The 24,194-nt window shown below is 68.7% G+C and carries 19 protein-coding genes; 9 read left to right on the top strand and 10 right to left on the bottom strand.

Annotated elements, in window-relative coordinates:
- The first annotated feature begins 53 nt into the window (after nucleotides 1-53).
- On the top strand, nucleotides 54-1,418 hold the full coding sequence (locus tag HNQ61_RS27615) for an MFS transporter (RefSeq protein WP_170035861.1): 1,365 nt from the start codon (nucleotides 54-56) through the stop codon (nucleotides 1,416-1,418).
- A 474-nt stretch (nucleotides 1,419-1,892) separates the two neighbouring features.
- On the opposite strand, the gene HNQ61_RS27610 is transcribed toward HNQ61_RS27615, so the two are convergent.
- On the bottom strand, nucleotides 1,893-4,583 hold the full coding sequence (locus HNQ61_RS27610; RefSeq protein WP_170032006.1) for an alpha-L-rhamnosidase-related protein: 2,691 nt from the start codon (nucleotides 4,581-4,583) through the stop codon (nucleotides 1,893-1,895).
- Nucleotides 4,584-4,927: 344 nt separating this feature from the next.
- On the opposite strand from HNQ61_RS27610, the gene HNQ61_RS27605 reads away from it, so the two are divergent.
- The 3 genes from HNQ61_RS27605 (at nucleotide 4,928) to HNQ61_RS27595 (ending at nucleotide 7,264) form a co-directional block, all read left to right on the top strand.
- Nucleotides 4,928-5,740 (top strand): formyltransferase family protein, encoded by an 813-nt coding sequence (locus HNQ61_RS27605; RefSeq protein WP_170032003.1) that lies wholly within the window; start codon nucleotides 4,928-4,930, stop codon nucleotides 5,738-5,740.
- Nucleotides 5,741-6,028: 288 nt separating this feature from the next.
- Nucleotides 6,029-6,172, top strand: coding sequence for a hypothetical protein (locus HNQ61_RS27600; protein WP_170032000.1), 144 nt, complete (start codon nucleotides 6,029-6,031; stop codon nucleotides 6,170-6,172).
- A gap of 309 nt (nucleotides 6,173-6,481) precedes the next feature.
- Nucleotides 6,482-7,264, top strand: a complete 783-nt coding sequence (locus HNQ61_RS27595; protein WP_170031997.1) for an ATP-binding protein — start codon at nucleotides 6,482-6,484, stop codon at nucleotides 7,262-7,264.
- Nucleotides 7,265-7,470: 206 nt separating this feature from the next.
- Here the strand turns inward: HNQ61_RS27595 and HNQ61_RS27590 are convergent, their stop codons facing one another.
- A complete protein-coding gene (locus tag HNQ61_RS27590; protein WP_170031994.1) occupies nucleotides 7,471-8,691 on the bottom strand; it encodes an ROK family protein in 1,221 nt (406 codons plus the stop codon).
- A 435-nt stretch (nucleotides 8,692-9,126) separates the two neighbouring features.
- On the opposite strand from HNQ61_RS27590, the gene HNQ61_RS27585 reads away from it, so the two are divergent.
- On the top strand, nucleotides 9,127-10,194 hold the full coding sequence (locus HNQ61_RS27585) for a Gfo/Idh/MocA family protein (protein ID WP_170031991.1): 1,068 nt from the start codon (nucleotides 9,127-9,129) through the stop codon (nucleotides 10,192-10,194).
- Nucleotides 10,195-10,381: 187 nt separating this feature from the next.
- On the opposite strand, the gene HNQ61_RS27580 is transcribed toward HNQ61_RS27585, so the two are convergent.
- The gene (locus HNQ61_RS27580; RefSeq protein WP_170031988.1) at nucleotides 10,382-10,660 is read right to left on the bottom strand and encodes a hypothetical protein; all 279 of its coding nucleotides are present in this window, start codon (nucleotides 10,658-10,660) and stop codon (nucleotides 10,382-10,384) included.
- A 441-nt stretch (nucleotides 10,661-11,101) separates the two neighbouring features.
- Between HNQ61_RS27580 and HNQ61_RS27575 the strand changes: the two genes are divergently transcribed.
- Nucleotides 11,102-12,061, top strand: a complete 960-nt coding sequence (locus tag HNQ61_RS27575; RefSeq protein WP_170031985.1) for an NAD-dependent epimerase/dehydratase family protein — start codon at nucleotides 11,102-11,104, stop codon at nucleotides 12,059-12,061.
- A 49-nt stretch (nucleotides 12,062-12,110) separates the two neighbouring features.
- Here HNQ61_RS27575 and HNQ61_RS27570 read toward each other — a convergent pair whose 3' ends face one another.
- The 3 genes from HNQ61_RS27570 to HNQ61_RS27560 form a co-directional block, all read right to left on the bottom strand.
- Complete coding sequence (locus tag HNQ61_RS27570; protein WP_183685869.1) at nucleotides 12,111-12,500, bottom strand: hypothetical protein; 390 nt, start codon at nucleotides 12,498-12,500, stop codon at nucleotides 12,111-12,113.
- Nucleotides 12,501-12,585: 85 nt separating this feature from the next.
- On the bottom strand, nucleotides 12,586-13,065 hold the full coding sequence (locus HNQ61_RS27565; protein WP_170031979.1) for a hypothetical protein: 480 nt from the start codon (nucleotides 13,063-13,065) through the stop codon (nucleotides 12,586-12,588).
- A gap of 346 nt (nucleotides 13,066-13,411) precedes the next feature.
- On the bottom strand, nucleotides 13,412-13,957 hold the full coding sequence (locus tag HNQ61_RS27560; protein ID WP_170031976.1) for a hypothetical protein: 546 nt from the start codon (nucleotides 13,955-13,957) through the stop codon (nucleotides 13,412-13,414).
- A gap of 392 nt (nucleotides 13,958-14,349) precedes the next feature.
- Between HNQ61_RS27560 and HNQ61_RS27555 the strand changes: the two genes are divergently transcribed.
- Nucleotides 14,350-15,945 (top strand): competence protein CoiA family protein, encoded by a 1,596-nt coding sequence (locus HNQ61_RS27555; RefSeq protein WP_170031973.1) that lies wholly within the window; start codon nucleotides 14,350-14,352, stop codon nucleotides 15,943-15,945.
- Nucleotides 15,946-16,335: 390 nt separating this feature from the next.
- Here the strand turns inward: HNQ61_RS27555 and HNQ61_RS27550 are convergent, their stop codons facing one another.
- Complete coding sequence (locus HNQ61_RS27550; RefSeq protein WP_170031970.1) at nucleotides 16,336-17,553, bottom strand: ROK family protein; 1,218 nt, start codon at nucleotides 17,551-17,553, stop codon at nucleotides 16,336-16,338.
- Nucleotides 17,554-18,382: 829 nt separating this feature from the next.
- Between HNQ61_RS27550 and HNQ61_RS27545 the strand changes: the two genes are divergently transcribed.
- Nucleotides 18,383-18,757 carry a response regulator gene (locus HNQ61_RS27545; RefSeq protein ID WP_170031967.1) on the top strand — a complete coding sequence of 125 codons (375 nt, stop codon included), beginning with the start codon at nucleotides 18,383-18,385 and terminating at the stop codon, nucleotides 18,755-18,757.
- Nucleotides 18,758-18,906: 149 nt separating this feature from the next.
- Here HNQ61_RS27545 and HNQ61_RS27540 read toward each other — a convergent pair whose 3' ends face one another.
- Nucleotides 18,907-19,953, bottom strand: coding sequence for an NAD(P)-dependent alcohol dehydrogenase (locus HNQ61_RS27540; protein WP_170031964.1), 1,047 nt, complete (start codon nucleotides 19,951-19,953; stop codon nucleotides 18,907-18,909).
- A gap of 261 nt (nucleotides 19,954-20,214) precedes the next feature.
- Between HNQ61_RS27540 and HNQ61_RS27535 the strand changes: the two genes are divergently transcribed.
- A complete protein-coding gene (locus HNQ61_RS27535; RefSeq protein WP_205761181.1) occupies nucleotides 20,215-21,270 on the top strand; it encodes a restriction endonuclease in 1,056 nt (351 codons plus the stop codon).
- A gap of 125 nt (nucleotides 21,271-21,395) precedes the next feature.
- On the opposite strand, the gene HNQ61_RS27530 is transcribed toward HNQ61_RS27535, so the two are convergent.
- Nucleotides 21,396-22,571: a DUF4861 domain-containing protein gene (locus HNQ61_RS27530; protein ID WP_170031961.1), complete on the bottom strand. Its 1,176-nt coding sequence runs from the start codon at nucleotides 22,569-22,571 to the stop codon at nucleotides 21,396-21,398.
- Between the two features lie 8 nt (nucleotides 22,572-22,579).
- Entirely contained in the window at nucleotides 22,580-23,407 is an 828-nt protein-coding gene (gene kduI, locus HNQ61_RS27525) for a 5-dehydro-4-deoxy-D-glucuronate isomerase (protein ID WP_170031958.1), read from the bottom strand.
- Nucleotides 23,408-24,194 lie beyond the last annotated feature (787 nt).

Below are 24,194 nucleotides of genomic sequence, written 5' to 3'. Positions count from 1 at the left end.
CTGAACCCGCCGTGACCAGAAAACCGCGCCTGAACCCGGTGCAGATGTTCAACATGAGCTTCGGCTTTCTCGGCATTCAGTTCGGCTGGGGGCTGCAGCTCGCCAACATGTCGGCCGTGTACGAGAAGCTGGGCGCGCGTCCGGACGAGGTGCCGCTGCTGTGGCTGGCGGCGCCGGTCACCGGGCTGCTGGTGCAGCCCATCATCGGTGCGCTCAGCGACCGCACCTGGGGCCCGCTGGGACGCCGCCGCCCGTACTTTCTCACCGGCGCCATCCTGGCTTCCATCGCGCTGTTCTTCATGCCCACTTCCACCTCGCTGTGGATGGCGGCGACGCTGCTGTGGATTCTGGACGCCTCCATCAACATCAGCATGGAGCCGTTCCGCGCGTTCGTGGCCGACAAGCTGGACCTGAGTCAGCGGACGGCCGGCTTCGTGATGCAGTCGTTCTTCATCGGCGTGGGCGCCAGCCTGGCCAACGCGCTCCCGCTCATCCTGAGCTGGATGGGCGTGACCGGCGCCACCGCGAGCGGAATTCCGCTCTCGGTGAAGTACTCGTTCCAGATCGGCGCCTGCGTGTTTCTGCTGGCCGTGCTGTGGACGGTGTTCACCACCACCGAGCACCCGCCGGAGGACCTCGCCGCGTTCGAGCACGAGAAGCGGAGCCGCGGCGGCGTGGGCGCGCTGTTCGGCGAAATCGGTTCGGCCGTGCGCGAGATGCCGGCCACCATGAAGCAGCTTGCCGTAGTTCAGTTCTTTACCTGGCTGGGCCTGTTCTGCATGTGGATGTTCTTTGTGCCCACGGTGGCGCGTCACGTGTTCGGCGCCACCGATCCCAAGTCGGAACTGTACACGCGCGGCGTGGAGTGGGGCGGGCTGGCGTTCGCCTTCTACTCCGTCACCTGCTTCGCCGTCGCGTTCGCCCTGCCCGTGCTGGCCCGGGCCACCAGCCGCAAGCTGACGCACGCCCTGGCGCTGCTGTGCGGCGCGGCCGGGCTGCTGAGCGTGTGGGCCATCCACGACAAGTACCTGCTGCTGCTGACGATGGTGGGCGTGGGGATCGCCTGGGCCTCCATCCTGTCCATGCCGTTCGCCATCCTGTCCACCGCCATTCCGTCGGAGCGGATGGGCGTGTACATGGGCGTGTTCAACTTCTTCATCGTCATCCCCGAGATCCTGGCGTCGCTGGCGTTCGGCCCGCTGATTCGCTCGGTGTTCGGCGCCGACAACCCCAACGCGTCGCTCTACATGGTGATGGCCGGCGGCGTCTGCATGGTGATCGCCGCCGCGGCCGTGCTGCTGGTGCACGACGCGGGTGACGCCGTGGACGCGGCGGGGCTGATGGATGCCGACGAGCACGAGGCGCTCGGCATTCAGGGCTCCGTGCAGCCCGTTCCCAGCAGCGGCCGCATGGATTGAAGAACGCCGCACGATTCAGTGGCCGGACCGGAGCCTTCATCCTTGTTGGATGGAGGCTTCATCGCATCCGGATTTTCCGCTTCACAATCGCGATCTCCGCGCGGTGCCGGGCTGTGACTCGGGTGGCGAGAGGACGTCGCATGGGGCTCTCCTTTCGTTTCACCTGCTGTGTGTCAAACTCCCCTCTGTCCGTCTTGAGGTGTCCATATTGTAAACGGGATTCCACCCGCTGTCCAGAGTTTCATATCGCAGGAATGTTCTAGCGTTTAACTGGGGATGAAGCGGGAGAGGGCCTGTGAATCTGAACACGACATCGAGTGTGCAGATTGCCGCTCACATGGCCCGGCTGCCAGCCCAGCCACTTTCCGACATCGCCGCTCCTGAAGCAGTTGAAGCCCCGAACGGCGCGCGTGTAGCGCCGTGTCGGGGCTTCCCGCACTTCGAGCGGCGGATCTATTCGCTCAAGGAACTCCGCTACCGGCAGGACGCGTCTGGTTCGATCAGCGTGAGGCGCAGGTGATCCAGCAGCGCGGTGTTGACGTGGCGGTCCATGTTCTCGTCCAGCGGCGTGAACGCGAGCGTCAGCGTGTGCGCGCCCGGGGCGAGGCGAACGCGCAGCGAGGTCCCGTATCCCCAATCCGACCAGCGGTTTGTGCCCCGCTGCGGCATCACCAGCACGCCCGCCTCGCGCCCGTCCACCAGCAGCGTGCGGATGGCGGCCCTGGCGTCGGTGTTGATGGGCCCGCTCCCGTTCGCGTAGCGTGCATCCACCACGTACATCCCGCCACACGCGACCGTCACGGGGACGCTGACGCGCGTGTTGCCTTCGCGCGTCAGGCGCACGTATCCCGCCCCGGTGAACCCGACGTGCTCCGTCTCCAGCGGCACATCCTGGGGACGGGCGACCACGCCGGTGCCCCCGGCGCGGACCGGCTCGCTCAGAAACGATTCGGCGCCGGCGGAATCCACCGCCATCACCTGGTACTCCGCGAACCCGGCCCACGGCGCCGGGCGAATGCTGGTCTCACGCGTGGTCGCGATCGTCTGCCCGTTCCGGTAGACGCGATACTCCGCCGCGCCCGGAACCGCGTCCCATCCCAGCGTGCTCCCGCGCATCGCCAAAAGCGGCGCCGCGGGGGAGAAGTGATTGTCCACCCTGTGGATGCGCCCCTCCGGCCAGCGCCCGTTCATCCGGATCTCCACCGTGTGCGCGCCCGAAAGCTCCGCGGGCACCTCCGCGGTCACGGCGGTCCGTCCATCCACCCGAACCTCCGCGACCCCGTCCCCGAATCCGCGCACGGTGACCGTCAGTGTCGCGTTCCGGTAGCGCAGGTTGGAAAGCGTGCGTTCGCCCGCGTACCCCGGCGGCACCATGGGGCGAAACACCAGGCGGTCCGGCTGAAAGCGCATCCCGAAGAGCACGCGGTAGCTGGCGGCCAGATTGCCCGCCACGCTCCACAGCTGGCGGTCGGAATTCAACTCCGTCCCGTCGAAGTGGCCGGTGCTGGCCACCATGTTCTCCTTGTTGGTCAGAAAGAGCGCGGCGGGCCGGTATACCGATGCCAGCCCATGCTCCACCGCGGCGGTGTTGCCGGCCTCCGCCGCCGCCCACAGCCAGTAGGCGTTCACGAACGGCCAGAGCGCGCCGTTGTGGTAGGACGGGATTTCGGGGATGTATGGCCAGAACACCGGCGCACCAAAGGCGACAACGGGCGTACGGGCAGAGATTCTGGCGCGCCGCTCGCCGTTCGCCACGCCGTAGATGATGCTCAGCGCCTCCGCCAGCGCGTCGGAGCGCCGGGCGAGGACGGGAAAGGTGCGGCCGTAGCGGAAGGTGGAGTACACGCCGGCGTCCGCGTCCCACAGGTGCGTGTTGATGGCCGTGCGCAGGCTGTCGGCGGCGGCGGACCACCGGGCGCCGGGCTCGCCCAGCGCGGCGGCCATGTCAGCCAGAATCCGCCACGTGGCGTAATGGACGACGTTGGTGCCCGCGGCCGCGGACTGGGCGATGTCACCCGGCTGCATCCAGCGCGGGTAACTCTGCTCCCGCCAGTCGGTGAACGACGATTCGCCGGTCACCAGCCCGGTTTCGTGGTCGCGCGCGGCGTGCAGGTCCGCCTCCGCGGAGCGGCGGATGACGTCGTACGCGGTGCGCAGCCACTCGCGATCTCCCGTAACCGCATACAGTTCCCACGCGGCCAGCGCCCATGTCACGCGGTCCGTGGACACCGGCCACGAACCGCCCGTGCCCGTGTCCTGGATGATGCGGCCGGCGGAATCCACCTTGGCCAGCAGGCTGCGGCGCACCGCGTCGGGCGCCACGATGGCCAGCGACAGCACCGACGCGTACGATACGTCGCGCGTCCACACGCCCGGCCACTTGGCGCCAGCGGCGAGCGCGCCGTCTTCGCGAACCAACTGGCCCAGTTCCTCCAGCGACATCCGGTGGAGTGCATCCACAAGGCGCTGCGGCGAGCGGAGTTGCGGATAGGCGGACAGGTCCGCCGTGCGCGTCCAGACCGCCTGGCCCGGCGTCGCCAGCGGCCGCGTGTACCGCGCCTCGATCGGCAGCGTCAGCGTAAAGATGCCGTCCCCGTCGGGATCCGTGAGGCGTGCGGCGGATTGCGGGCGCAGCGCGCCGGCGTCCCAGCTCAGCGGCTCCACGTCACCGATGGCGTATACCGCGTGGAAGTCCGCACGGCGGATGGGCGGTCCCTGCGGCGGCGTGTACGTGCCCGTCCGCGCGAACTCATGCATCACCGCGCGCAGATCCAGGCGGATGGTGACGCTTGCGATGCCCTCCTCGCTGGTGGAGACCGCTTCCGGCGTGGGGATGAACGGGGGCTGCTCCTGTCCGAATACGTACAGCGGCGATTCGATGCGGCCATCCGTGGGACGGATGTACAGCGTGTGCTCCGTCCCGGACGGAAACTCGTTATCCGCCCCGTTCAGGCTGAATCGAAAGTGCATCTCCCGCCCGGCGCGCGGATACGTGGACACCAGCGTATCCCGCGAGCGCGCCACGGCCACCCATCGCCCCTGCTGCACGGACGAGTCGGTTACCGTAAACTCATCCGATTGGTAGAGCGGCATTTGCGCGGTCACGGCGCCGGCCGCGAGCGACGCGGCCGCGGCCGTTCCCAACGCGCGGAAAAAGGCATGCATCTCAATCAGCGGGCGGTGCGGGGAAATGCGACGGGAAGTGGTCAAATCTACCTTCCGCGCGTGCCCTCGGCCATGTGGTCGGCGGGGTTCGCGGACGAGGATGCGGGATGGCGATTGTCCATCGCACCAGCGAGCAGTCCGGTCGGGTACTGGATGGTGCCGTCTGCGTCACCCCATCCACCCCGCGACGCTCGTCTGTGTCCGAGAACGTTGGCCTCCGCCATGGAGCCGGCCGGACGCGCTCTTTCATGGACGCCCGATGCGCGTAGATTCGTCGGCCTGTTTGCGCCAGGGACGTGAAATGCGCACCCCTCGCCCGACAAACTCCCCGGTACGATGACCAGATGACGCGCCGTGTCGTGATCCTGTCGCCCGGCGGATCGTTTCTGGACGATCTGCTCGCGCTGCTCGTCCGCCGCGGAACCCGGGTGCAGGGCGTGGTCCTGTACGATTCCCGCCTGAGCCGCGCAGGCGCGTCCGCGTCCATCCTCCTGCGCCTGCGCACGTCGGCGATGGTTCTCGTGCGCTGGATGCGGCGGCAACGGAGGGCCGATGTGCGCGGCGCGGCGGAACGGCTGGTCGTCACCCGCACGCTGAACGGGGGCGGGACCGCGCGCGCTCTGCGGCGGCTGCGGCCGGACGTGCTCGTGCTGGCGCGATGCGGGCTGGTGAAGCCACACGTCCTCGCCATCCCCGCGGAAGGCGTGGTGAACGTGCATCCGGGCCTGCTCCCGTGGATCCGCGGCGGCAGCCCGGTCGGCAATTCGCTGCTGCGCGGCGTCCCGCTCGGCGCCACGGCGTTCCGGGTGGACGCGGGGATCGACACCGGCCCCATGCTGCGGCGCCGGCTGGTGGACGTAGGCGGAGCGGAAACGGAAGCCGCGCTGCGCGACGGATTGTACCGGCTGTGGCTGGAGATGACGGCGGAACTGATCGAAGCCGCCGTCGCGGGTCCTCTTCCGTCCGGCACGCCGCACACTGGCCGTTTTCCCCTGTGTCGCGATCTGAAAGGAAGCCCCGAGCAGCCCGCCGTGGACGCCGCCGTGCGCCAGGGTGCCGCGCGGACGCTGCTGGACCGCTGGCGCCCGCTCTGCGACCCGGAGGACCTTTCCCTTCCCGCCGATGCCGAGGCCGATTTCCTCCCCCGCGCCGGCTGATTCCGGGCAGGCGGGAAATGTCCGCACCCGCGCGGCAGGCCCGACGGGCCGGAGCGTGCCGCCGATGGCGGAATGCGTGCCGACGGGTGCCGAACCAGCCGTCGTCCGGGGGCCGCGTGCAATCGCGGCATACGTTCTGCTGCTGATTCCCGCGCTGCCGGAGTTCCGCAGGACCGCAGCAGCTACCCGACCCATGGATCCACGCCCGCCCGCCAGGCGACGCGCGGCCGCCGATGCGGCCGTCGCGATCCATCCAAGTCGCCCTCACTCCTACACTTGAGGCATACCATGTCCCAGCCCGGCATCAACCAGGATTCGGCCACGCCGGCCGTTCCGGCGCCAGCGCCTTCCGCGCGCCAGCCGTTCGTTCGTCCCAGCGTGCAGCACGTGGGTGGTCTTCAGACCGAGACGCTGCTGTCCGGAGAACTGTAACGGTTCTTTCCGTTGGAGTGGATCTCGGGACGGCGTGGCATTGGCTGCGGCGTCCCGTTTTCTTGCGCGTGGCGGGAGAGAATAGGCAGGTGTCCGGATAGCGGAGGTGACCCGGGCGTCGCTCTGCGATGAGAGCGGCTGGCCGGAGGATCTCTCCTGCGCGTCCAGCCGCGAGGGCTTGATCCCTCACGGAGTTGCCGCGAAATTGGAAGGAATTCTTCCGAATGGATTTCGGAGGAAACGCAGGGCGTTCGGAAGAGGAAGAAGATGCACCGCTCCCGAGAACCGCGCTTGGCGGAAGCCCGCGCGATGGCAGGAGACTGGGCCGCGCTGGAGGAGCCGGGCCCGCACTTTCGCCCCAGTGGCGACAGCGTGGTCGTGCTCCCGTTCCGGCTGCATTCGGATGCCATGGAGGAACTGCTGGACCGGCTTACGCCGCTGGTGGCGCCCCCGTGCTTCGACGCCCGCTACGTGCGCGCGGCCGAGCCCGGCGCCCTGCTGACGCTGGTTCTTCTGGCCGGCGTGCACGGGGTGGAGGTGCCCGCGCTGCCTGTTCCGCCGCGCGCGCTCATTCCGCCCGTCCGCATTCCGGACGGCGCGACGCCGCTGTCCGAAAACGTGGCGGGCCCGCGCTTCGCGGAGCGGCTGGCCGACCTGGGTTGGCTCCCCGCAGAGGCGCAGGCGCTGTCCGGTGTGGTCCGCGACCTGTCGCGCAACGCCATCGAGCATGCGCAGGCGCCGGCGTGGGTGGCCGCGTGGCAGACCACGCCCAGGGAACTGCGCATTGCGGTGGCGGATTCCGGGTCGGGGTTTGCCGGCTCGCTGGGGTTGAACGAGGAGCCGTACGCCGTGCAGGAGGCGCTGCTGCGGGGCCGGAGCCGCTTTGCCGAGCCGGGTCGCGGGCTGGGGCTGCAGCGCGTGGCCCACGTAGTGGGGCGGTTGGGGGGCCGCATGCGCGTGCGCAGCCGAACGGTGGAGCTGGCCGGTCCGCTTCCCTGGCGCAACAGCGCGGTACGCATGCACTTGCCCTACTTCCCCGGCGTGCAGGTGGAAGTCGTCATCCCCACCCGCCGTGTCGGACGGCTCCGCTGAACCGCGGCTGAATCATTCCTGCCTCCCGGCGACCGGGATGCGCGGAACTCGTCCAAGCGCAGCAACCGCGATCAAAGCGGAGAGGGTCCAGTCCCATGGCGCCATCGCCCGGACCGGACCCTCTCTCTTATCTTCTCCCCGCGGCCTCCGCGACCTCCGCGTGAGATGCCGTTCCCAGCCCAACGGGAAATGATGTCCCGCTGGCGTTATCCGATGGTGGGCGCCGCGAACATGGGCGCCACCACGAGCGCCGCGGCGCCGCGGAGCCGCGTCTGCTGGTCCGATGCCTCGGGAAAGAGCGGCGTCGCGGCGGTGCCCGTCGTAAGGGTGCGCTCCGCCATCGCGTGCGCCACCGTGGTGCCGATCAGGTCCCACGCGGCCGCGATCTCGCCGCCCACCACGATCCCCGCCGGGTTCACCGCTTTTACGATTGCCGCCAGCCCCAGCCCCATCAGCCGCGCCGTCGTTTCCAGCGTCTTCAGGGCTACGGCATCCCCCGCACGCGCGCGGGAGATCACGTCCGGTACGCCCATCCCGGTGTCACGGATGGTCGCGTAGCTTTCACGGTCAGACAGTTCCCGCCCCAGGTAGCGCGCCACGATCGCCGCGTTGGAGGTGTACGCCTCCCAGCATCCGCGCGAGCCGCACTGGCAGGCCGGGCCTTCCATGGTGAGCGGAATGTGGCCGAACTCCCCGGCCGCGTTGCCGTGCCCGCGAACCACGCGCCCGTCCACCACCACGCCCGCACCCACGCCGTCGGAAAAGGTGACGTAGGCAAAGCTTTCCAATCCATTTCCCGCCTGCCGGCCCAGCCACATCTGCGCGTGCGCGCACGCCACCGCGTCGCGCTCGATGTGCACCTCAATCCCCGTCGCCGTCTGCAGCGCATCGCGCAGGTCCACGTCGCGCCAGCCCAGCGTCGGCGCGTTTACGAGCCGTCCGGTGTCGCGATCCACCATGCCGGGAACCACCAGGCCGATCCCCTGGCACTCTCCATCCGACGCGTGGGCTTCCAGAAGCCGCCGCACGCGCGACGCCAGCTGCACCACCAGCTCCTCCGGCTGCGCGGGGGTGCGAAACGCCTCCATGGCCAGCGTGCGACCGGCGAAATCGGCCAGCATGGCCTGCGTCTGGCTCAGCCGCACGTCAATCCCCACCACCAGCCGGTCGTGGTCGCGCACGTGCAGCAGCGTGGGCTTGCGCCCGCGGCGCGAGGTGCCGGTGGACGCCTCGTACAGCAGACCGATCTCGATCAGTTCGTTAACCAGCGGGCTTACCATCCCGCGCGCCACCTCCATGCGGCGCGCCAGGTCGGCGCGGGAAATCGGCTGATACTCGCGAACGAGGTTCAGCACGATCTGCCGGTTGATGTCCTTGCCCGTGGTTCGGGTTGCGCGCTGAAAATTGCGAGGGTCGATCTTGCGCACGGTCAACGCCGGTGAGGGGAACCGCGCGCCATCCGGGCAGGGCCGGGGTGCTTGCGGAGCCTTGGAAGCGTCGCCAGGCCGAGGCGGCGCAATAGTTCTCAGTCGAGCCAATACGGAAATTCGGTCGCCAGCCCCGCGCCCGTCAAGCTTTCCGCTCGCCCGCTTCCGGTCCGTGCGGCGGTCGCCTGCCTTGCCCGCACTGCATTCTCCGCCCGCAGCCTGCGATTTCGGTGTGTGCTGCTTCTGGCGGAAGAGGTGAGACGGGCACGCCGGACAGGATGGGGAACCTCGACGTTCGCGGCGGATCGGGGGATTGAGCCGCTGAACGGCCTGCGCCCGGATGCGGCGTCTTCTGTGCATGCCATCCAGCAACCGGGCAGCCTGGCACGACGGTGTGCACCCGTTCGGGATTGACCTGACGATGACGGAGAAGGGATGACGGAAACATGGGAGGGCGCGGAGATCCGCGTGGCGATCATTGGATATGGGCCGGCCGGCTCCGTCTTTCACGCACCGCTCATCGCCTCCGTTCCGGGGATGCGCGTTGCCGCGGTGGTGACGGGAAACGCGGATCGTGCCGCGCAGGCCCGCGCCGAACATCCGGGTGTGGAAGTCGTCCCATCCGCCGAGCGGCTGTGGGAGCAGGCGGATGCGGTGGACCTGGTGGTGGTCGCCTCACCCAATCGCACGCACGCTCCGCTGGCCCACGCCGCGCTGGATGCCGGGCTCCCCGTCGTCATCGACAAGCCCTTTGCCGTCACCTCGCAGGAGGGGCGCGCGCTGGTCGACAAGGCGCGGGCGCTGAGGCTGCTGCTTTCCGTCTACCACAACCGGCGGTGGGATGGGGACTTTCTCACCCTCCGCCGCCTGCTGGCCGAGGGCGCACTGGGCGACGTTGTCCGCTTCGAGTCGCGATTTGAGCGGTGGCGCCCCGCGCTGCGCGGCGGCTGGCGCGAGCGCGCGGACCCGGCGGAGGCGGGCGGCGTTCTGTTCGATCTGGGTCCGCATCTGATTGATCAGGCGCTGGTGCTGTTCGGCCCCGTGTCGCACGTGTTCGCCGAGGTGAACGTGCGCCGCCCCGGTGCCGCGGTGGACGACGACGCGTTCCTCGCGCTGACGCACGGCTCCGGCGTGCGCTCGCATCTGTGGATGAGCCTGGCCGCGCCGGATCACGGCCCGCGGTTCCGGGTGATGGGCACCCGCGCGGCGTACGTGAAGATGGGGATGGACGTGCAGGAGGCCGCCCTGCGCGCGGGCGAGCGCCCCGCGCCGGGCTGGAGCGAGGAACCGCGCGCTGCGTGGGGCCGCATGGGCACGGAAGCGGAGTGGATGCCCGTCCGCACCGAGGCCGGCGCGTATCCCGACTACTACGCCGGAATCGCCGCCGCGCTGCGCGACGGCACGCCGCCGCCGGTGGACCCCATGGAGGCGGTCGCGGGGCTGGAGATCATGGAAGCGGCCCGCCGGTCCTCGGCCGAAGGTACCGTTATCCGCCTCGGCTGAGTCAGCGGGAACGACGCAAGCGGGCGATCACGATGGTGATCGCCCGCTTCTGTTGTGTCGGATTCCGCCAGGACGGCCCGCGAAGCTCATCCCGGACGGAGGCGCCGCTCCGCTACGCGGCGGCTGCCCTTCGTGCGCCCGCCTGTGGCGCAAACGGGCAGGTATTCACACCCGGTCGAACGACCGTTCAGCGCACGACGCTGTCGACGCGCGTGATGCGGTACGGATACCAGTGCCGCTCGCGCGCGGCGTACACGTGGATCTCCGGCATGCCGTCCGGGCGCAGCACCATCTGCGCGGACAACTCATCCTCGTGCACCACCTCGGTGCGGACGAACTCCTTGCCCAGAATCTGCTCGGCCTGGTGGCGCAACTCCTTGCTGGTGGCAAACATTACGTCCACCAGTTCCTCGGCGCGGCCCAGTTCGCAGGCCGGCTTGTTTTCTTTGGCGAATACGGTCTTCATGCTCATCTCCCCGAACCTCACGGGTAATTGGAAGAACTTCTTCCAAATTACTGGTACCCGCGCGGAACACAAGGGGTCCCCCGCAACGAAACTGTACCTGTACCGGCGCCCGACCACTCGGCTGAGAGTGCGGGGCGAGGCGCGTACGGTGCGCGCGGTGGCCGCGTCTGAGTGATTCGTGTGATGCGGGTGCGCTCTCCCGATCCAGACATCGCGGCTGATGCGGGCCGGCGCGGCGGATGGGTTCGATGTGACCCGTCGATGGCGGGATCCGGGCTCCGCGCATCGGGCTGTCACAGAACGTCCGCTGTCTCGTCTCTTGGGAAGGATTGGAGGGTCCGCGGCGGGCGGGCACGGCGAGAAATCCCATCGCTTTCTGGACGGCGTTGGCCGGCAACGAGTTGGCACGGCTCGCCGTTTCACCATCGAGGAGGTCGGGCCATGATGCGTGTCTTTGTCGCCGGGGCCACCGGCACGCTGGGAGTGCCCGTCGTGCGGGCGCTGGTCGCCGCGGGGCATCACGTTACCGGCCTCACGCGGTCCGCGGAGAAACGCGGCATGCTGGAGCGGCTGGGCGCGGTTCCCGCCATCGCCGACGCGCTGGACGCGGCTGCGCTGGACCGCGTGGTCCGCGAGGCGGCGCCCACGCACGTGCTGCATCTGCTGACCGCGCTGCCCCGGAACGGTCCCGTGCGCCTGGCCCATGTGCGTCCCACGCTGCGCCTGAAGACCGAAGGAACCGCCAACCTGCTGAAAGCCGCCATCGCCGCTGGCGCAAAAAGAATGGTGGGCGAGTCCATCATCTACGCCTACGGATTCGCGGCGGACAGGCTGGTGACGGAGGCGGATCCGCCCGGCGGCCCCGAGGCGGTGCCGTGGCTCAACGAGGTGGTCGCCGGGACGCGTTCGCTGGAAGACCAGATGCTCGCGGCGGATCGGGCGGGGCTCATCGAGGCGATCCCGCTGCGGTTCGGCTTTTTCTACGGCGCGGAAAGCCCGTCGACGGAATTCAGCATGCGGATGCTGCGCATGCGCGGGCTTCCGGTGGTACGCGGTGCGGATGACGGGCGGGCGGGGTTCATCCACCTGGATGACGCCACAAGCGCGACGATCGCGGCGCTGGAGCGGGGAAGGGCGGGGGAGATCTACAACGTGGTGGACAGCGACCCGGTGAGCATGAACGAGTTCTTTCGCCGCGCGGCGCGGGAGAGCGGGGCACCCGCTCCGTGGCGGCTTCCGCTGTGGATCGCGCGCCTCACCATGCCGTATGCCGCCACCATGATGACGACCCGGCTGGCGGTTTCCAACGAGAAGGCGATCCGCGACCTGGGATGGCAGCCCGTCTATCCCAGTTCGGTGGACGGGCTGAAGCAGGTGGTGCGCGCGCTGGCCGGCCCATGACATGATCGCCCGTCGCGTGCGTCCAGATGGTGAGCCGAACGGCTTCGTGTTACGTCTCGATTTCCAGATTCGGCCGCGCGGCGCGGAGCGCGTTCAACCCCTCCGCCGTCACGGCCGCGACGGATCCCAGGTCTACCCACTGCAGCGCGGGCAGACCCGCCAGTACGGCCAGGCTTGCGTCCGTGATGGCGCTCCACTCCAGATCCAGCGTCTCCAAACTCCCCAATGCCGCCAGATGGGCGACAGCGGCGTCCGTAACGCCCCCCGTATTGCCGTCGGTGATGATGTGCCTCAGCCCGGGAAGGCGTGCCGCGAGTGTCGCGAACAGTGCCTCCGAGGGGGCACTCACGAACACACCCTCAGTGTCGGGTGAGAGCGCCGCGGCTTCATCCAGGCCGGAGATCCGGACAAGGGTGCCCCCGAACTCGTCGGGATCCATCATTTGATCCATGCTCATGGTGGTGTGGGTTGCGGCGGGCGGGAGCAGCCTCGCCTGAAAGGCATTACCGCGGTTAATGGAAGAACTACTCTCGCCCCATGCGATGGAACGAGCCGCCGGCCAGTCGGAATGTGATGGGCCGGCCCTCCTCCATATTCACGATGGAATCGTGCACTGCCCGCGTGGATGGATCGGTGATCCACAGCACCAGGTCCGTCCCGAACTCCACGACGACGCCGCTCGAATCCCGCCGCATGCGGGCGAACGGGAGAGGGTTCTCCGCCACCTCCGTGCTCGCGTCTCCGGCGGGCAGGGAGACGTTGATCGGTCCCAACGCTGTCAGCGAGTCGTGGCAGAGCCGGAACGCTTCCAATCCCCAACTCGTTTCCGCACCCGTATCCGCGAGCACGAACTGGCAGTCTCCGTCCCCGAAGAAGACCGGCTCGAGCCATTCGCTATCCGCCATCCCCCGTGACCGCGCGACTTCCGTAACCCCGCCGGGCCCGAAGGCGACGAGCACGAACCGGAGTCCGTAATCCGCCGTGTCCGCTTCGCTGTGGGTCACGACAAGGTGCCTGTCCGGCAGTCCCGGAACCTGGTAGACGCGAAGGAGAGCGGCACCCGGGGAGTCGCGCCGGAAGCGCGCCGCGATCCGCGCCGCGGCTTCCGCGGGTACACCCTTCTCGATCGCGATACCCGCCTGAGCTGGGAGAAGCTCTGGAGAATGCTTGCGAAAGTACGGATCTCCGGCAGGCCGGGAGCACGCGGAAAGCGCCAGCGCGAGTACAACCGTGTTTCCGAGCCGAAGCATGGGAGAGCCCGTGGAGGCGGGGAGCAAAAGGGGGTGCGGTTTGTCGCCCCTGCTGCTTATATGATCGATCGGAATCCACACTCCGCCGCGATGAACGTTCTCACCGGCGGAAAATGGTGTGCGGGGGTGCCGTATCCGTTTTCAGCCCGGGGACATTGAGCACCACCGGCTCGGATGCTTCCATCAACGCCCAGCCATCATGCGAGAGGCGGATTCGGAGTGGCAGCAGTTTGCCGCCACGAGCCGCAAGCAGCCACGCATCCCAGCCGTTCTCAAGCACCTGCAGAACGACTTCACGGAATTCCGCTTCGTCCTCGCGCGTGGCAAGATGGCCGGGCGCGGCTTCAAGCGAGAGGCGCGATCCCTGACGCCCGCGCCACGCGTAGTAGCGGGGCCAGTCTTCTGATGACGGCCAGATGCCCCAGGCGGTGACCCAGAGCAGGCACTCGTCCCAGGTGCCGAGCGCATCCACGACGGAAGCCGCCACCGCGGGTTCATAACCGGTCGGGCCGTTGGGAGCAAACACGACCTGCGAGCGGTGCGTCAGCGACGGGTCCGGACGAACCCGGGAACGCACGGCATCCTCGTCCAGTGCGCCAAGAGTGCGGCACCAGTCCCACACGTACACCGTATCGAGAATCTGCATCTCACGATTCGTCCAGAGGGTCCGCCAGCCGGGGATGCGCTTGGAGGTTTGTTCGGCGGATGATTAGAACCGTCCGGGCCCATGCGCGCCAGCGACGGCGGAAAGCGGACCGGCAGGTTTGTCCATGATGGTTGATTCCCCCGGACATGCCGACGTACTTTTACCGGCAGGCGAACGTTATCCGCCTCCGATGTGTCAACTCCATCTGCGGCAGACAGATCCGGCCACTCCGGCGATCGCGCGCTCGTGATGCAACCGACTTTCTCTTCTTCCGCCACGGGCGCGACCGCACATGGGTACATGCGCGGTCACGTCGCCGTCGTGAAATGTGTGGAGATGCGGCCGCGAGGGCGAAGGGTGCGACTGCCGGGTTCCGCGCTGGCGGGAGTGACGTGACCGCCGGGGCAACGGCCCGCGCGCCGCGCGTGGAGCGTCGGCTGGCGTGGGCGTACGTGGCGGCAACCGATGCGGCGGAGGGCGCGCCGCGCACGCCCGCATCCGCGCTGGCGCGACGCCGGTTCGTAGCGGAAGGCAAGCAGCTGGTGGCGGATTCGGGCGGAACGGAGTACCTGCTCGTTCCCATCACCGCGTACGCGCCGCTCCCCCGCGGAAGCCGGCCGGCCGCGTTCTGTCCCGTCTGCCTGGAGCGCGTGACACTGCGGCTGGGTACCCGGAACCGCCACCACTACGGCCATCGACCCGACTCGGACTGTGCGGCCGCTGGCGGGGAAGGCGCGCTGCACCTGGCCGCCAAGATCCACCTGTCCGTCGCGCTGGCGGAGGGCGGGCGCGGCATCGCCATCCGGCCCGTCTGCGCGGGCGCGGCGGAGGCGAAGCGAAGCGAGTTCTGCCGCGCCGCGCCGGTGGAGCCGTGGCCGGTGGAGTGGGACGAAGTCCGTGTCGAAAGCGCACTTCCGTCCTTGCGCGCGGACCTCATGCTGCTGCGGGATGGACGGGAGGTAGGCGCCGTCGAGATTCACGTCCATCACCGCGTGGACAGCGCCAAATCCGACAAGTACCGCACACTCGGCGTTCCGTGGATCGAAGTACCCGCCAATGGCGTGATCAGTGAGTCCGGGCTGGGCTGGCGCGCGGGTGACGTGCTGGCCGTTCTGCAGGACAGCCGCCGGGATCCCCAGGCGTGGCGCTGCCCCCGGCACCAGGCGCTGTACGACGGCATGCTGGAGCACGCGCGCACGGGTACGCACCGGATGGCGGGTCGCGTGGTGCACGTGTACAGCAGCGAGGGCGGGCGCAGCACCGGCGAGATGCGCACACGCGCCACCACCGTGCACATGATGGAGTGCCGCGAGGAAGGCCGGTTGGCGGAGGCGTGGCTGGAGCGCGACGACAACGACGCCCGCCTGGGCCGGCCGATCCGGACGAGCGACGCGGAGCAGGCGCGCCGCCATCTGCACCGCGAGTTTCAGAGCTGGGTGAAGTGGATGCGGGACCAGCAGCGGTTCCGCGTGGATTCGCCGATGCGCTGGACCGAGCCCGCCGCGCTGTCCGGGTGGGCCAAGTCCGACGCGTATCCCGAGCGGCTGCGATGGGACACGCACCAGGGCGACTTCGTGGCGGTGCCGAACGTGGCGGCTGTTGCGTGGCCGCGCATTCCCGCCCCGCCGGGCGAGGCGGACCCGGTGACTGGGTACGCGGAGTGCGCGTGGACTCAACTGGTGCCGGGAAAGGTGCCGCTGCTGCACGCCGTCTCCGGCCCGGTGTGGGCGACGGTGCGGGTGCAGGCTCGCGGCGCCGGGCCGGCGGGCGGCTCGGTGGGGTACGCCGCCGCCTGGCTGCACGACGGCCAGCGGTGGCGCACCGCCGCGTTCGCCCCGTACGTCGCGCACCGTGCCGCACCGGCGGACGACGCGGAGGGATGGACGGCGTGGCTGCAGCGCTTCGCGGCCGAGCTCGCCACCTTTCCCGCCGGGGATGTGCTGGACGGCATCGTCGCGATGGAGATCGCGGGGAGAGCGGGCGGGTGACGGATTGGGTGTGGCGGAGAGCTCGGTTTTCCGGCGGAGTTGGGCCCGGCGGCGAGTGTCTGGAGCGAATGAATCCGCCGCTCAAACAGCGGGAACTCCCGACACGTCGCCCACAGGCGTCGTTCGGGGCTTCCACTGCATTGGGGAAGCGACCGGGGTCCGCCGCCGCAGTCCGCGCAGGCGGACTTCGTGTCTTTCGAGGCGCGGTTTCAACCGCCGGGGCGGTGGCGGCGCCGCACGCCGAGCCCATCATCCCTCACGCCGTCGCCGCCGCTCCTCCCACGCAAGAACGCCCCGGCGCCTGATCCAGGGTGCCGGGGCGTTCTGCGTCTGCGAGATGGCGGATCAGGTGTGATCCGTCATCCACCTGTCCATCCGCCGTCGTGCGGTTTACGCCACCTTGGGCGCCGCGAACCGGCGCGCCACCAGCAGGGCGGTGGCGCCGCGGATGCGGGACGAGTCGCCGGTCAGGGCGATGTCGATGGGCGTTGCGGCCGCTTCGGGCGAGAGGCTGCGGGCCAGCACACCCGCCGCGATCGGCTCGCGGATGATGTCCCACGCCTGCGTAATCTCGCCGCTCACGATCACCCGCGCCGGGCTCAGCGCGGTGATGATGCCGCCCAGGCCGATTCCCAGGTACCGCCCCGTTTCGCGGATGGCCCACTCCGCCTTGGCGTCGCCGCCGCGCATGCGCACGATCAGGTCTTCCATCCCGAATCCGTAGCCGCGCATTGCCTCACGCGTGGCGGGAACCGCGGCGTCGACCTCGAAGTAGCGCGCCAGCGTGGCCAGGTTGCTGGTGTACGCCTCCAGGCACCCCTTCATCCCGCACATGCAGCGCGGCCCGTCCAGGTTCAGCGGCAGGTGGCCGAACTCGCCGGCGATGTCGCCATGGCCGCGAAACACCTCGCCGTCATCCACCACGCTCACGCCCACGCCGTCGGACACGGTGACGTAGGCGAAGTTGTCGACGCCGTCGTGGCTGAACGGCGGCAGCCACATGTGCGCCAGCGCTGACGCAATCGGTGCGTTCTCGATCAGCACGCGCAGGCCCGTGGCGCGGGAAAGCGAATCGCGCAGCGGCACGTCGCGCCACCCCATCTGCGGCGAGTTGACGATCATCCCCGTGCGCCGGTGAATCATTCCCGGCACCACGACGCCGATCCCTTCGCACGATTCCGGATCGCGCCCTTCCATCAGGTGGTTGGCGCGAACGGCGATGGACTCCACGAGATCGTCGGCGTTGAGCACCGTCTCAAAGGTCTCCATGGCCAGCTGGCGGCCGTCGAAGTCCGTGAGCGCCACGTGGGTACGGCTGAACCGCACGTCCACGGCAATGGCGTAGCGGTCGCGCGTGCGGACGTACAGCAGCTTGGGTTTGCGCCCGCGGGGTGCGTTCGCGGTGGCGCCTTCCGCAATGACGTCCTGGTCGATGAGCTCGTCCACCAGTTGCGTGATCATGCCGCGCGCCACGTGCATGCGGCGCGCAAGGTCCGCCCGGGAAACGGGTTGAAGCTCACGCACCAGGTTCAGCAGGATCTTCCTGTTGATTTCCCGCGGCGTGGAGCGCGTGGCGCGGTGAAACTCCCGAGTGTTGATCTTCCGCACGGTTCCATCCCGTTCGCGTGGAGGTCACGGCCGGGGCCAAGCCGGCGGCCTCCCCGGTACACGGGCCGCCGGCGCACGTCTTTCCGCGCGATCCTGCCTGCCGAACCTCCGCCCGCCGGGGTACTTTCCGGCGTGCGGGCCGGGCCACGAGGACGCGGTCCGGCGTGGCCGCGCCATGCCCATGGGCACCGTCGCGGCCAGCACCTGCGCACCACGCCGCGATCGCCGCCGCCCGTCCACCCCGTCGCGCGAAAGGGTGAATGAGGCACGCGGCCGCGTGGTGCTCAGGACAAAGATGACGTGTTCTTTTGTTCCCGTCCAGAACGATGTTGATTCATCGGACCGGGATCGAGACGCCACACTGTGAATTTGTTAGGGTTTCTTCCCTTTTCAACATCCCCTCTTCTGCGCTGAATTTCAAGGGGTAGGCGTGGATGATGAGATTCGCCGCCTTCCTGCGGCGAAACCGTCACGATCCGGGGACCCTTCCAGGAGTGGAAGTTCTTTCCTTTTCGGGCGATTTTTTGTGCACGGCACAATGCCGGTGGGGTTGTGCAGACCCGCGCCCATTCCCGCGGCAGCCGGTGGGCGCGGGAGGATGACCGGCAGGCCATCGATGCGGACCCGGAGCAAATCGCTTGTCCGCCCCGTGGCTGCATCCGGCGCTCTGCCGGTCAGGATGGATGGGCTGGAGGTGGTGGTGACGGCCCGGCCGGCACGGCTCAAGCGGCGGTGCCCCGTGACGTTACGCGGAAACAGATCGTCATCATGGGTTGATCGGGGATGCTCCGCTGCGCCCCGCCTGGATGGCCTCTGCCCGCCGCTGCCCATGCCTGCTGCCACCGTGCTGATCGTCGATGACGACGCGGCTCACATGGACATCGCCACTACCATTCTGCGCCACCACGGCTACCAGACGCTGTCCGCGGTGGATGCCGACCAGGCGATGCTCCTGATCATGGAGCGCCGGCCGCACGCGGTGCTGATGGACGTGCGGCTGCCGCGGGTGGACGGGTGGATGATGACGCGCCAGATCAAGGACGACGCGCGGACGGCCTCCATCCCCATCATCATCTTTACCGCCTCGGCACTGCCGGAGGACCGCGAGCGCTCGGCCGAAGCGGGCGCCTTCTGCCATCTCACCAAGCCGTGCGAGCCGCGCGAGATCGTGGAAGCCGTGGAGCGCTGCCTGTCGCTGGCCTGACGGCAACCGGATCGCTTCCCCGGATCACGGATGCGGTTGATCCGCGGCCCGGCATGGCTGCGCGAGGGCCATCCGCCTGAGTTGTGGACGCACGACGCCCCGGGAGCCTGCATCGGTTCCCGGGGCGTCGTGTTCCGTATCGGCCGGACTCAGGCCAGCGTGGCCATGTCGATGACGAAGCGGTAGCGGACGTCGCTCCTGAGCATGCGCTCGTACGCCTCGTTGATTGTGGCGATGTCGATCACCTCCACGTCGGAGGTGATGCCGTGCTCGGCGCAGTAATCCAGCATTTCCTGCGTTTCAGCGATGCCGCCGATCCCCGATCCCGCCAGGCTGCGGCGTCCGCCCATCAGCGCGAAGACGGCGATCTGGGCCGGCGTGGGCGGCGCGCCCACGCAGATCATCACGCCGTCCGTATCCAGCATCTGCAGGTACTGATTGTAGTCGTGCTCGGCGGAAACCGTGTCGATGATGAAATCGAAGTACCCCGCCAGCCCCTGAAGCTGCGCCGCGTCGCGCGTGAGGGCGAACTTGTGCGCGCCCAGCCGCCGCGCGTCCGCTTCCTTGTCCGGCGACGTGCTGAGCATGGTGACTTCCGCGCCGAACGAGGCGGCCAGCTTGACCGCCATGTGGCCCAATCCGCCCAGGCCGACGACGCCCACCTTGTGCCCCGCGCCCACCTTCCAGTGGCGCAGCGGCGACCACGTGGTGATCCCCGCGCACAGCAGCGGCGCCACGCCGGGCAGCGGCAGGCTGTCGGACACGCGCAGCACGAAGTCCTGATCGACGACGATCTGCTTCGAATACCCGCCGCGGGTGATGGAGCCGTCGTGGCGGTCCACGCCGTTGTAGGTGCCCACGTTGCCCACCTTGCAGTACTGTTCTAGCCCGCGCTTGCAGTTGCTGCACTCGCGGCAGGAATCCACCATGCATCCCACGCCGGCCAGGTCACCGGCGTGGAACTTGGAGACCTGCGAGCCGACCGCCGTCACGCGGCCCACGATCTCGTGGCCGGGCACGACGGGATAGACGGTGTGCTGCCACTCGTTTCGCGCCGTGTGCAGATCGCTGTGGCAGACGCCGCAGTACAGGATCTCGATCTGCACATCCGTGGGCCGAAGCTCGCGCCGCTCGATGGTGAGCGGGGCGATGGGCGCGTCGGGACCTTGAGCCGCATACGCTGAAGTTGCTGACATCGTCTTGCCGTATTCGCGGTACGTTTCGCGCCCGGTTGGAACCCCGGGTCGCCGCGCGCAACCGCCGGCCTGTGCCGCACCGGCGGATGGAGCGCGCCGGACGTGTGCACGACGCAGGCCCCTGCGTCTGCAATTCGGGTTCGTCTACGCCCCGCTGGGTCGCGGCCACGCTGCGCAGAAGGCAGGCAGATGGATGCGGGCCCCGGCCCGCTCAGCCGCGATGTGATTCCGGCAATCTCAACTTCAGGATTGGAGTCAGGTATGGAACGGCTCTGGATGGTTCGGGCTGGTGAGCGGGGCTACCTCGCTGACGCTTTCAAGGAACGGCAGTGTGTGGCCATCGGGTTCAGAGAGTCCGGCGATTTCACACCGATCCAGTCGCTGGCGGAGATGAGGCAGCGCATCTGGGACACCGGCCAGGACCGGAAGCCTGGAGCGCTGGGGAACGCTGCTTCCATGGCTTGGAGGTTTCGCGGCGAGATGAAGCCCGGTGATCGCGTCATCACCTACGATCCGGCAACGCGGCAGTATCTGATTGGGGAAATCACGGGCGGGTATGAGTACGAGCCGGGCCGGGTTCCTGATTACGCCCATGTGCGGTCCGTATCCTGGACGTCGCAGGTGAACCGTGACGATCTGTCGGTGGAGTCCAGGAACGTTCTCGGCAGCACGTTGACGCTGTTCCAGCCTGGACCGGATGTAGCTCAGGAACTGGAGGCGCTCGCGGTTCGCGCTGAAGCTGGCTCCGTCGATGAAGATCCGCTTCCCCCGCGGCCCAGCCCGGAGGCGTTTCCCCAGGCGGAGCCGGAAACGGGCCCCGAATCAGAAACCGACTGGGAGGTGATCCGGCGCGATCTTGTGGATCGAGCGCACGAGTTCATCAAGGACCGCCTCCTGAGCCTGTCCCCCTCGGACATGGAAGAACTGACTGCGTCCGTGCTGCGAGCCATGGGATACAAGGCTCGCGTAACCGGCAAGGGGCCCGACCGGGGCCGCGATGTGACGGCGTCTCCCGACGGGCTGGGCTTTCAGTCGCCGCGGATCGTCGCCGAAGTAAAGCACCGGCCCAGGAACCCCATCGGCGCTCCACTGATCCGGAGCTTTCTGGGCGGGCTCCGCTCGGGGGAGAACGGCCTGTACGTGAGCACCGGCGGTTTCACTCAGGAGGCGAAGTACGAGGCCGAGCGGGCGAGCTTTCCGCTGACCCTGGTAGACCTTGATGATCTGGCATCGCTGGTGGTGGAGCACTACGACCGGTTCGATGCGCAGGGCCGTGTGCTTCTTCCCCTCACGCGAATCTACTGGCCAGTCGCCTGACGAGTGGGCGGGACAGTTACGCAGATTCGGATGAATCGGAGAAGACGAGAATGGCCCCGCGACTCCATCGAGTCGCGGGGCCATGTCTTCTTTTGACCAGAACGCGCAACGGTGCGCCGCCTCGCTCAGCGCGTCGCGGAGCCCATGGTGACGCGGATGGGATTGGCGATGCGGCGGGCGGCGGTGTCCAGGTAGCGCCACCACTCCTCCACCGTGGCGAAGTCGCCGCTGGCAGTCCATCCCGCGCCGGCGTACTGCACCACCGGCACGCCGGACCGCGCGCGGCTCGTCACCAGATAATGGTCCGCCGTCTCCTGCACGTCGATAAAGCGCGCGCTGTCCAGCAGCACCGCCGTGGCCAGGTTGCCGTGGCCGCCGTTCTTGCGCTCCACCGGGCCCCAGGTGGCCAGCCATCCCATGGGCCCGCTGCGGCGGTTGCTCCCGACGAGCCCTTCGCGCTTTACCGTTCCCGTCACGAACGGCAGATCACTTCCATCCGCCGTGCGGAACGTGGTTTCCATGCGGTACAGGTTGCTCCCGGCATCCACGGAAAACCGGCGCGTCTCGTTCACCATCACGCCGTTGGCGTCCCACGGATCGTAGGTCAGCTCGAACGACGCGCGGATCGGCCCGTCGCTCAGGATGCGGTAGCCGCGGAAGTTGCGCGCGCTGATCACCTTGCCGTCGCGCAGCACGCCCACGCCGCCGGCGCCGAGCGTGGGCCCGACCGAGTAGAAGTCGGCGCCCTGGCCTACATCGCGGTGGTACTGGTCGTGGCCGCGCGCGTACCACTGGTCCACGATCAGGTCGCGGACGCGCTTGGGCCAGATGTCCACGCCGCTGCTCACCAGCGGCTCGAATTCCTTCGCGTTCCACAGCCCCTGGCCGTAGATGCGAAAGGCGACGCGGTCGCTTTCCCACGCCACGTCGTCGCGGTGCTCGTCATGCTTGGCGTGCACGCGAGGCGCGGCGGGGGACGAGGCGGCGCGCGGCTCCACACGCCATTCCCGCCGCTCGCGGGGCGAAAAGTCGCTCAGCACCAGCAGCGAGTCCGGCGCGGCGTCTCCATCCGCGTCCAGCACCTGCACCGGATACTCGTTTCCCGCCGCATCCACCACGCGCACGGCCTCGGCGCGCAGGGCGGGGAGGGCGGAGCGCAGGGCGGACCAGGAGAGGGCGATGACCTCGTCGCGGCGCGCCTCGTTCAGCGGGTTTTCCGCGCGGATGGTGACGGACTGCGCGGCGGCGGGCGCGGCGAGCAGCGCGGCCGCGGCGGCGAACAGAATCGGTGTGCGTTGCATCGTGCGGATCAGCGGAGGGTGTCCATGGCGACGGCCTGCATGTCGGCGAACACCTGGTTTTCGCCGCCCATCGCCCAGCAGAAGGTGTAGCCGCGGGTGCCGCAGCCGGAGTGGATGGACCATCCTGGAGACAGCGCCACCTGCTCATCGCGCATTACCAGGTGGCGGCTTTCGTCCGGTTCGCCCATCAGATGGATGACGACGGAGTCCTGCGGCACCTGGAAGTACAGGTAGATTTCCGTCCGCCGCGCGTGCGTGTGGGAGGGCATGGTGTTCCACACGTTGCCCTCCAGCAGCTCGGTGACGCCCATCACCAGTTGCGCGCTGGTGACGCCATTGGGATGGATGTACTTGCGCAGGATGCGGCGGTTGGCTGTTTCCTGCGAGCCCAACTCGTTGGCCTCCGCGTCCGCCTCGCGCACCAGCGTGGTGGGATGCGACGCGTGCGCCGGGTAGCTGATGAGGTAGAAGAGCGCGGGCGATGAAGCATCATCGCTCTCGAAGCGGATGTCGCGGCTGCCGCGCCCCACGTACAGCACGTCGCGCGTCTGAAGGGCGAAGCGCTCTCCATCCACCGTCACGCTCCCCGCGGCGCCCACGTTCAGGATGCCCAGCTCGCGGCGCTCGGTAAAGTACTCGGCGGCCATGGCTTCCGGCGCGTCGAGCGAGAGCGGGCCGTCGGTGGGGACGACCGCCCCCACGACGGCGCGGTCCAGGTCCACGAAGCGCAGCGTTACCTCGCCGGGGCGGAAGAGGTCTTCCAGCAGAAAGGCCGCGCGTAGTTCCGAGGTGGTCATCCGGCGCGTTTCCGCCGGGCCGGGAAGGTAGTGCATCATCGGTTTTCCTTTGATGTTGATCAATCCGCTCGTGTCTGCCGAGGCTTGCTGGCTGACTGGTCTTGAGCCCGCCGCCGGCCGAGTCGGGGCCACCGGATAAGTGAGCCGGATCCCGCGGGCTGACAGGGCCGGGGCGACTGAAGTCGCGGCAACAACGGCGCGAAGTCCGCCTTCGCGGACTGTGGCCTCAGCCTTTGTCCGTCACCCACCGTACCGCGTTTCCGCCCTCCAGGAGCGAATGAATTCGCCGCTGGAAAAGCACGAAGTCCGCCTCCGCGGACTGCATCCGCGGCTTCGGCGCGTTCCGGTTGAAGCGGCGCGGCCGCCCGTGCATGGCCGGGTCGCGAAGAGGCCTGTCATCCTGAGCGGAGCGCCGCGCGGGACCGTCCGTCGCGCCGGACCGTGGCGCGACGTCGAAGGATCTTGCCACGGCAGTCGGCGAAGCGCACGACAGCAGAGGCCCGCTCAGACTAAGGCGGGGGCGCTCGCGGCCAGCCATGTGGCAAGATCCTTCGACTCGCTGCATGGCTCGGCGCGACCGATGGATCGGCGTCGCCGCTCGCTCAGGATGACAGGCGAGGGGCTTTGGCGCGTGGCGAAAGTCCACTCCCAGCAACGATCTCGGCACTTGGCGCCGATGCATCCGCCGCAGTCCGCGCAGGCGGACTTTGCGCCGTTGTTGCCGCGACTTCAACGCTTGGTGTGAGTTTCGGGATACATTCGGTGCGCTCGGTGTACACTTGGGCGGTCCTTTAGCCCGAGAATACCACAATGCTCAGCATCGAAG

It is taken from the genome of Longimicrobium terrae, assembly GCF_014202995.1.
Classification (GTDB): Bacteria; Gemmatimonadota; Gemmatimonadetes; order Longimicrobiales; family Longimicrobiaceae; genus Longimicrobium; species Longimicrobium terrae.
The sequence above is the reverse complement of the archived record's forward strand: the minus strand, read 5'-3'. Positions and strand labels throughout refer to the sequence as shown.

What these genes read in the sequence shown, in the direction of transcription:
- HNQ61_RS27615 (WP_170035861.1), top strand. Translation starts at nt 54, where the DNA reads ATGAGCTTCGGCTTTCTCGGCATTCAGTTCGGCTGGGGGCTGCAGCTC.
- HNQ61_RS27610 (WP_170032006.1), bottom strand. Translation starts at nt 4,583, where the DNA reads ATGCATGCCTTTTTCCGCGCGTTGGGAACGGCCGCGGCCGCGTCGCTC.
- HNQ61_RS27605 (WP_170032003.1), top strand. Translation starts at nt 4,928, where the DNA reads ATGACGCGCCGTGTCGTGATCCTGTCGCCCGGCGGATCGTTTCTGGAC.
- HNQ61_RS27600 (WP_170032000.1), top strand. Translation starts at nt 6,029, where the DNA reads ATGTCCCAGCCCGGCATCAACCAGGATTCGGCCACGCCGGCCGTTCCG.
- HNQ61_RS27595 (WP_170031997.1), top strand. Translation starts at nt 6,482, where the DNA reads ATGGCAGGAGACTGGGCCGCGCTGGAGGAGCCGGGCCCGCACTTTCGC.
- HNQ61_RS27585 (WP_170031991.1), top strand. Translation starts at nt 9,127, where the DNA reads ATGACGGAAACATGGGAGGGCGCGGAGATCCGCGTGGCGATCATTGGA.
- HNQ61_RS27580 (WP_170031988.1), bottom strand. Translation starts at nt 10,660, where the DNA reads ATGAAGACCGTATTCGCCAAAGAAAACAAGCCGGCCTGCGAACTGGGC.
- HNQ61_RS27575 (WP_170031985.1), top strand. Translation starts at nt 11,102, where the DNA reads ATGATGCGTGTCTTTGTCGCCGGGGCCACCGGCACGCTGGGAGTGCCC.
- HNQ61_RS27570 (WP_183685869.1), bottom strand. Translation starts at nt 12,500, where the DNA reads ATGGATCCCGACGAGTTCGGGGGCACCCTTGTCCGGATCTCCGGCCTG.
- HNQ61_RS27560 (WP_170031976.1), bottom strand. Translation starts at nt 13,957, where the DNA reads ATGCAGATTCTCGATACGGTGTACGTGTGGGACTGGTGCCGCACTCTT.
- HNQ61_RS27545 (WP_170031967.1), top strand. Translation starts at nt 18,383, where the DNA reads ATGCCTGCTGCCACCGTGCTGATCGTCGATGACGACGCGGCTCACATG.
- HNQ61_RS27540 (WP_170031964.1), bottom strand. Translation starts at nt 19,953, where the DNA reads ATGTCAGCAACTTCAGCGTATGCGGCTCAAGGTCCCGACGCGCCCATC.
- HNQ61_RS27535 (WP_205761181.1), top strand. Translation starts at nt 20,215, where the DNA reads ATGGAACGGCTCTGGATGGTTCGGGCTGGTGAGCGGGGCTACCTCGCT.
- HNQ61_RS27530 (WP_170031961.1), bottom strand. Translation starts at nt 22,571, where the DNA reads ATGCAACGCACACCGATTCTGTTCGCCGCCGCGGCCGCGCTGCTCGCC.
- kduI (WP_170031958.1), bottom strand. Translation starts at nt 23,407, where the DNA reads ATGATGCACTACCTTCCCGGCCCGGCGGAAACGCGCCGGATGACCACC.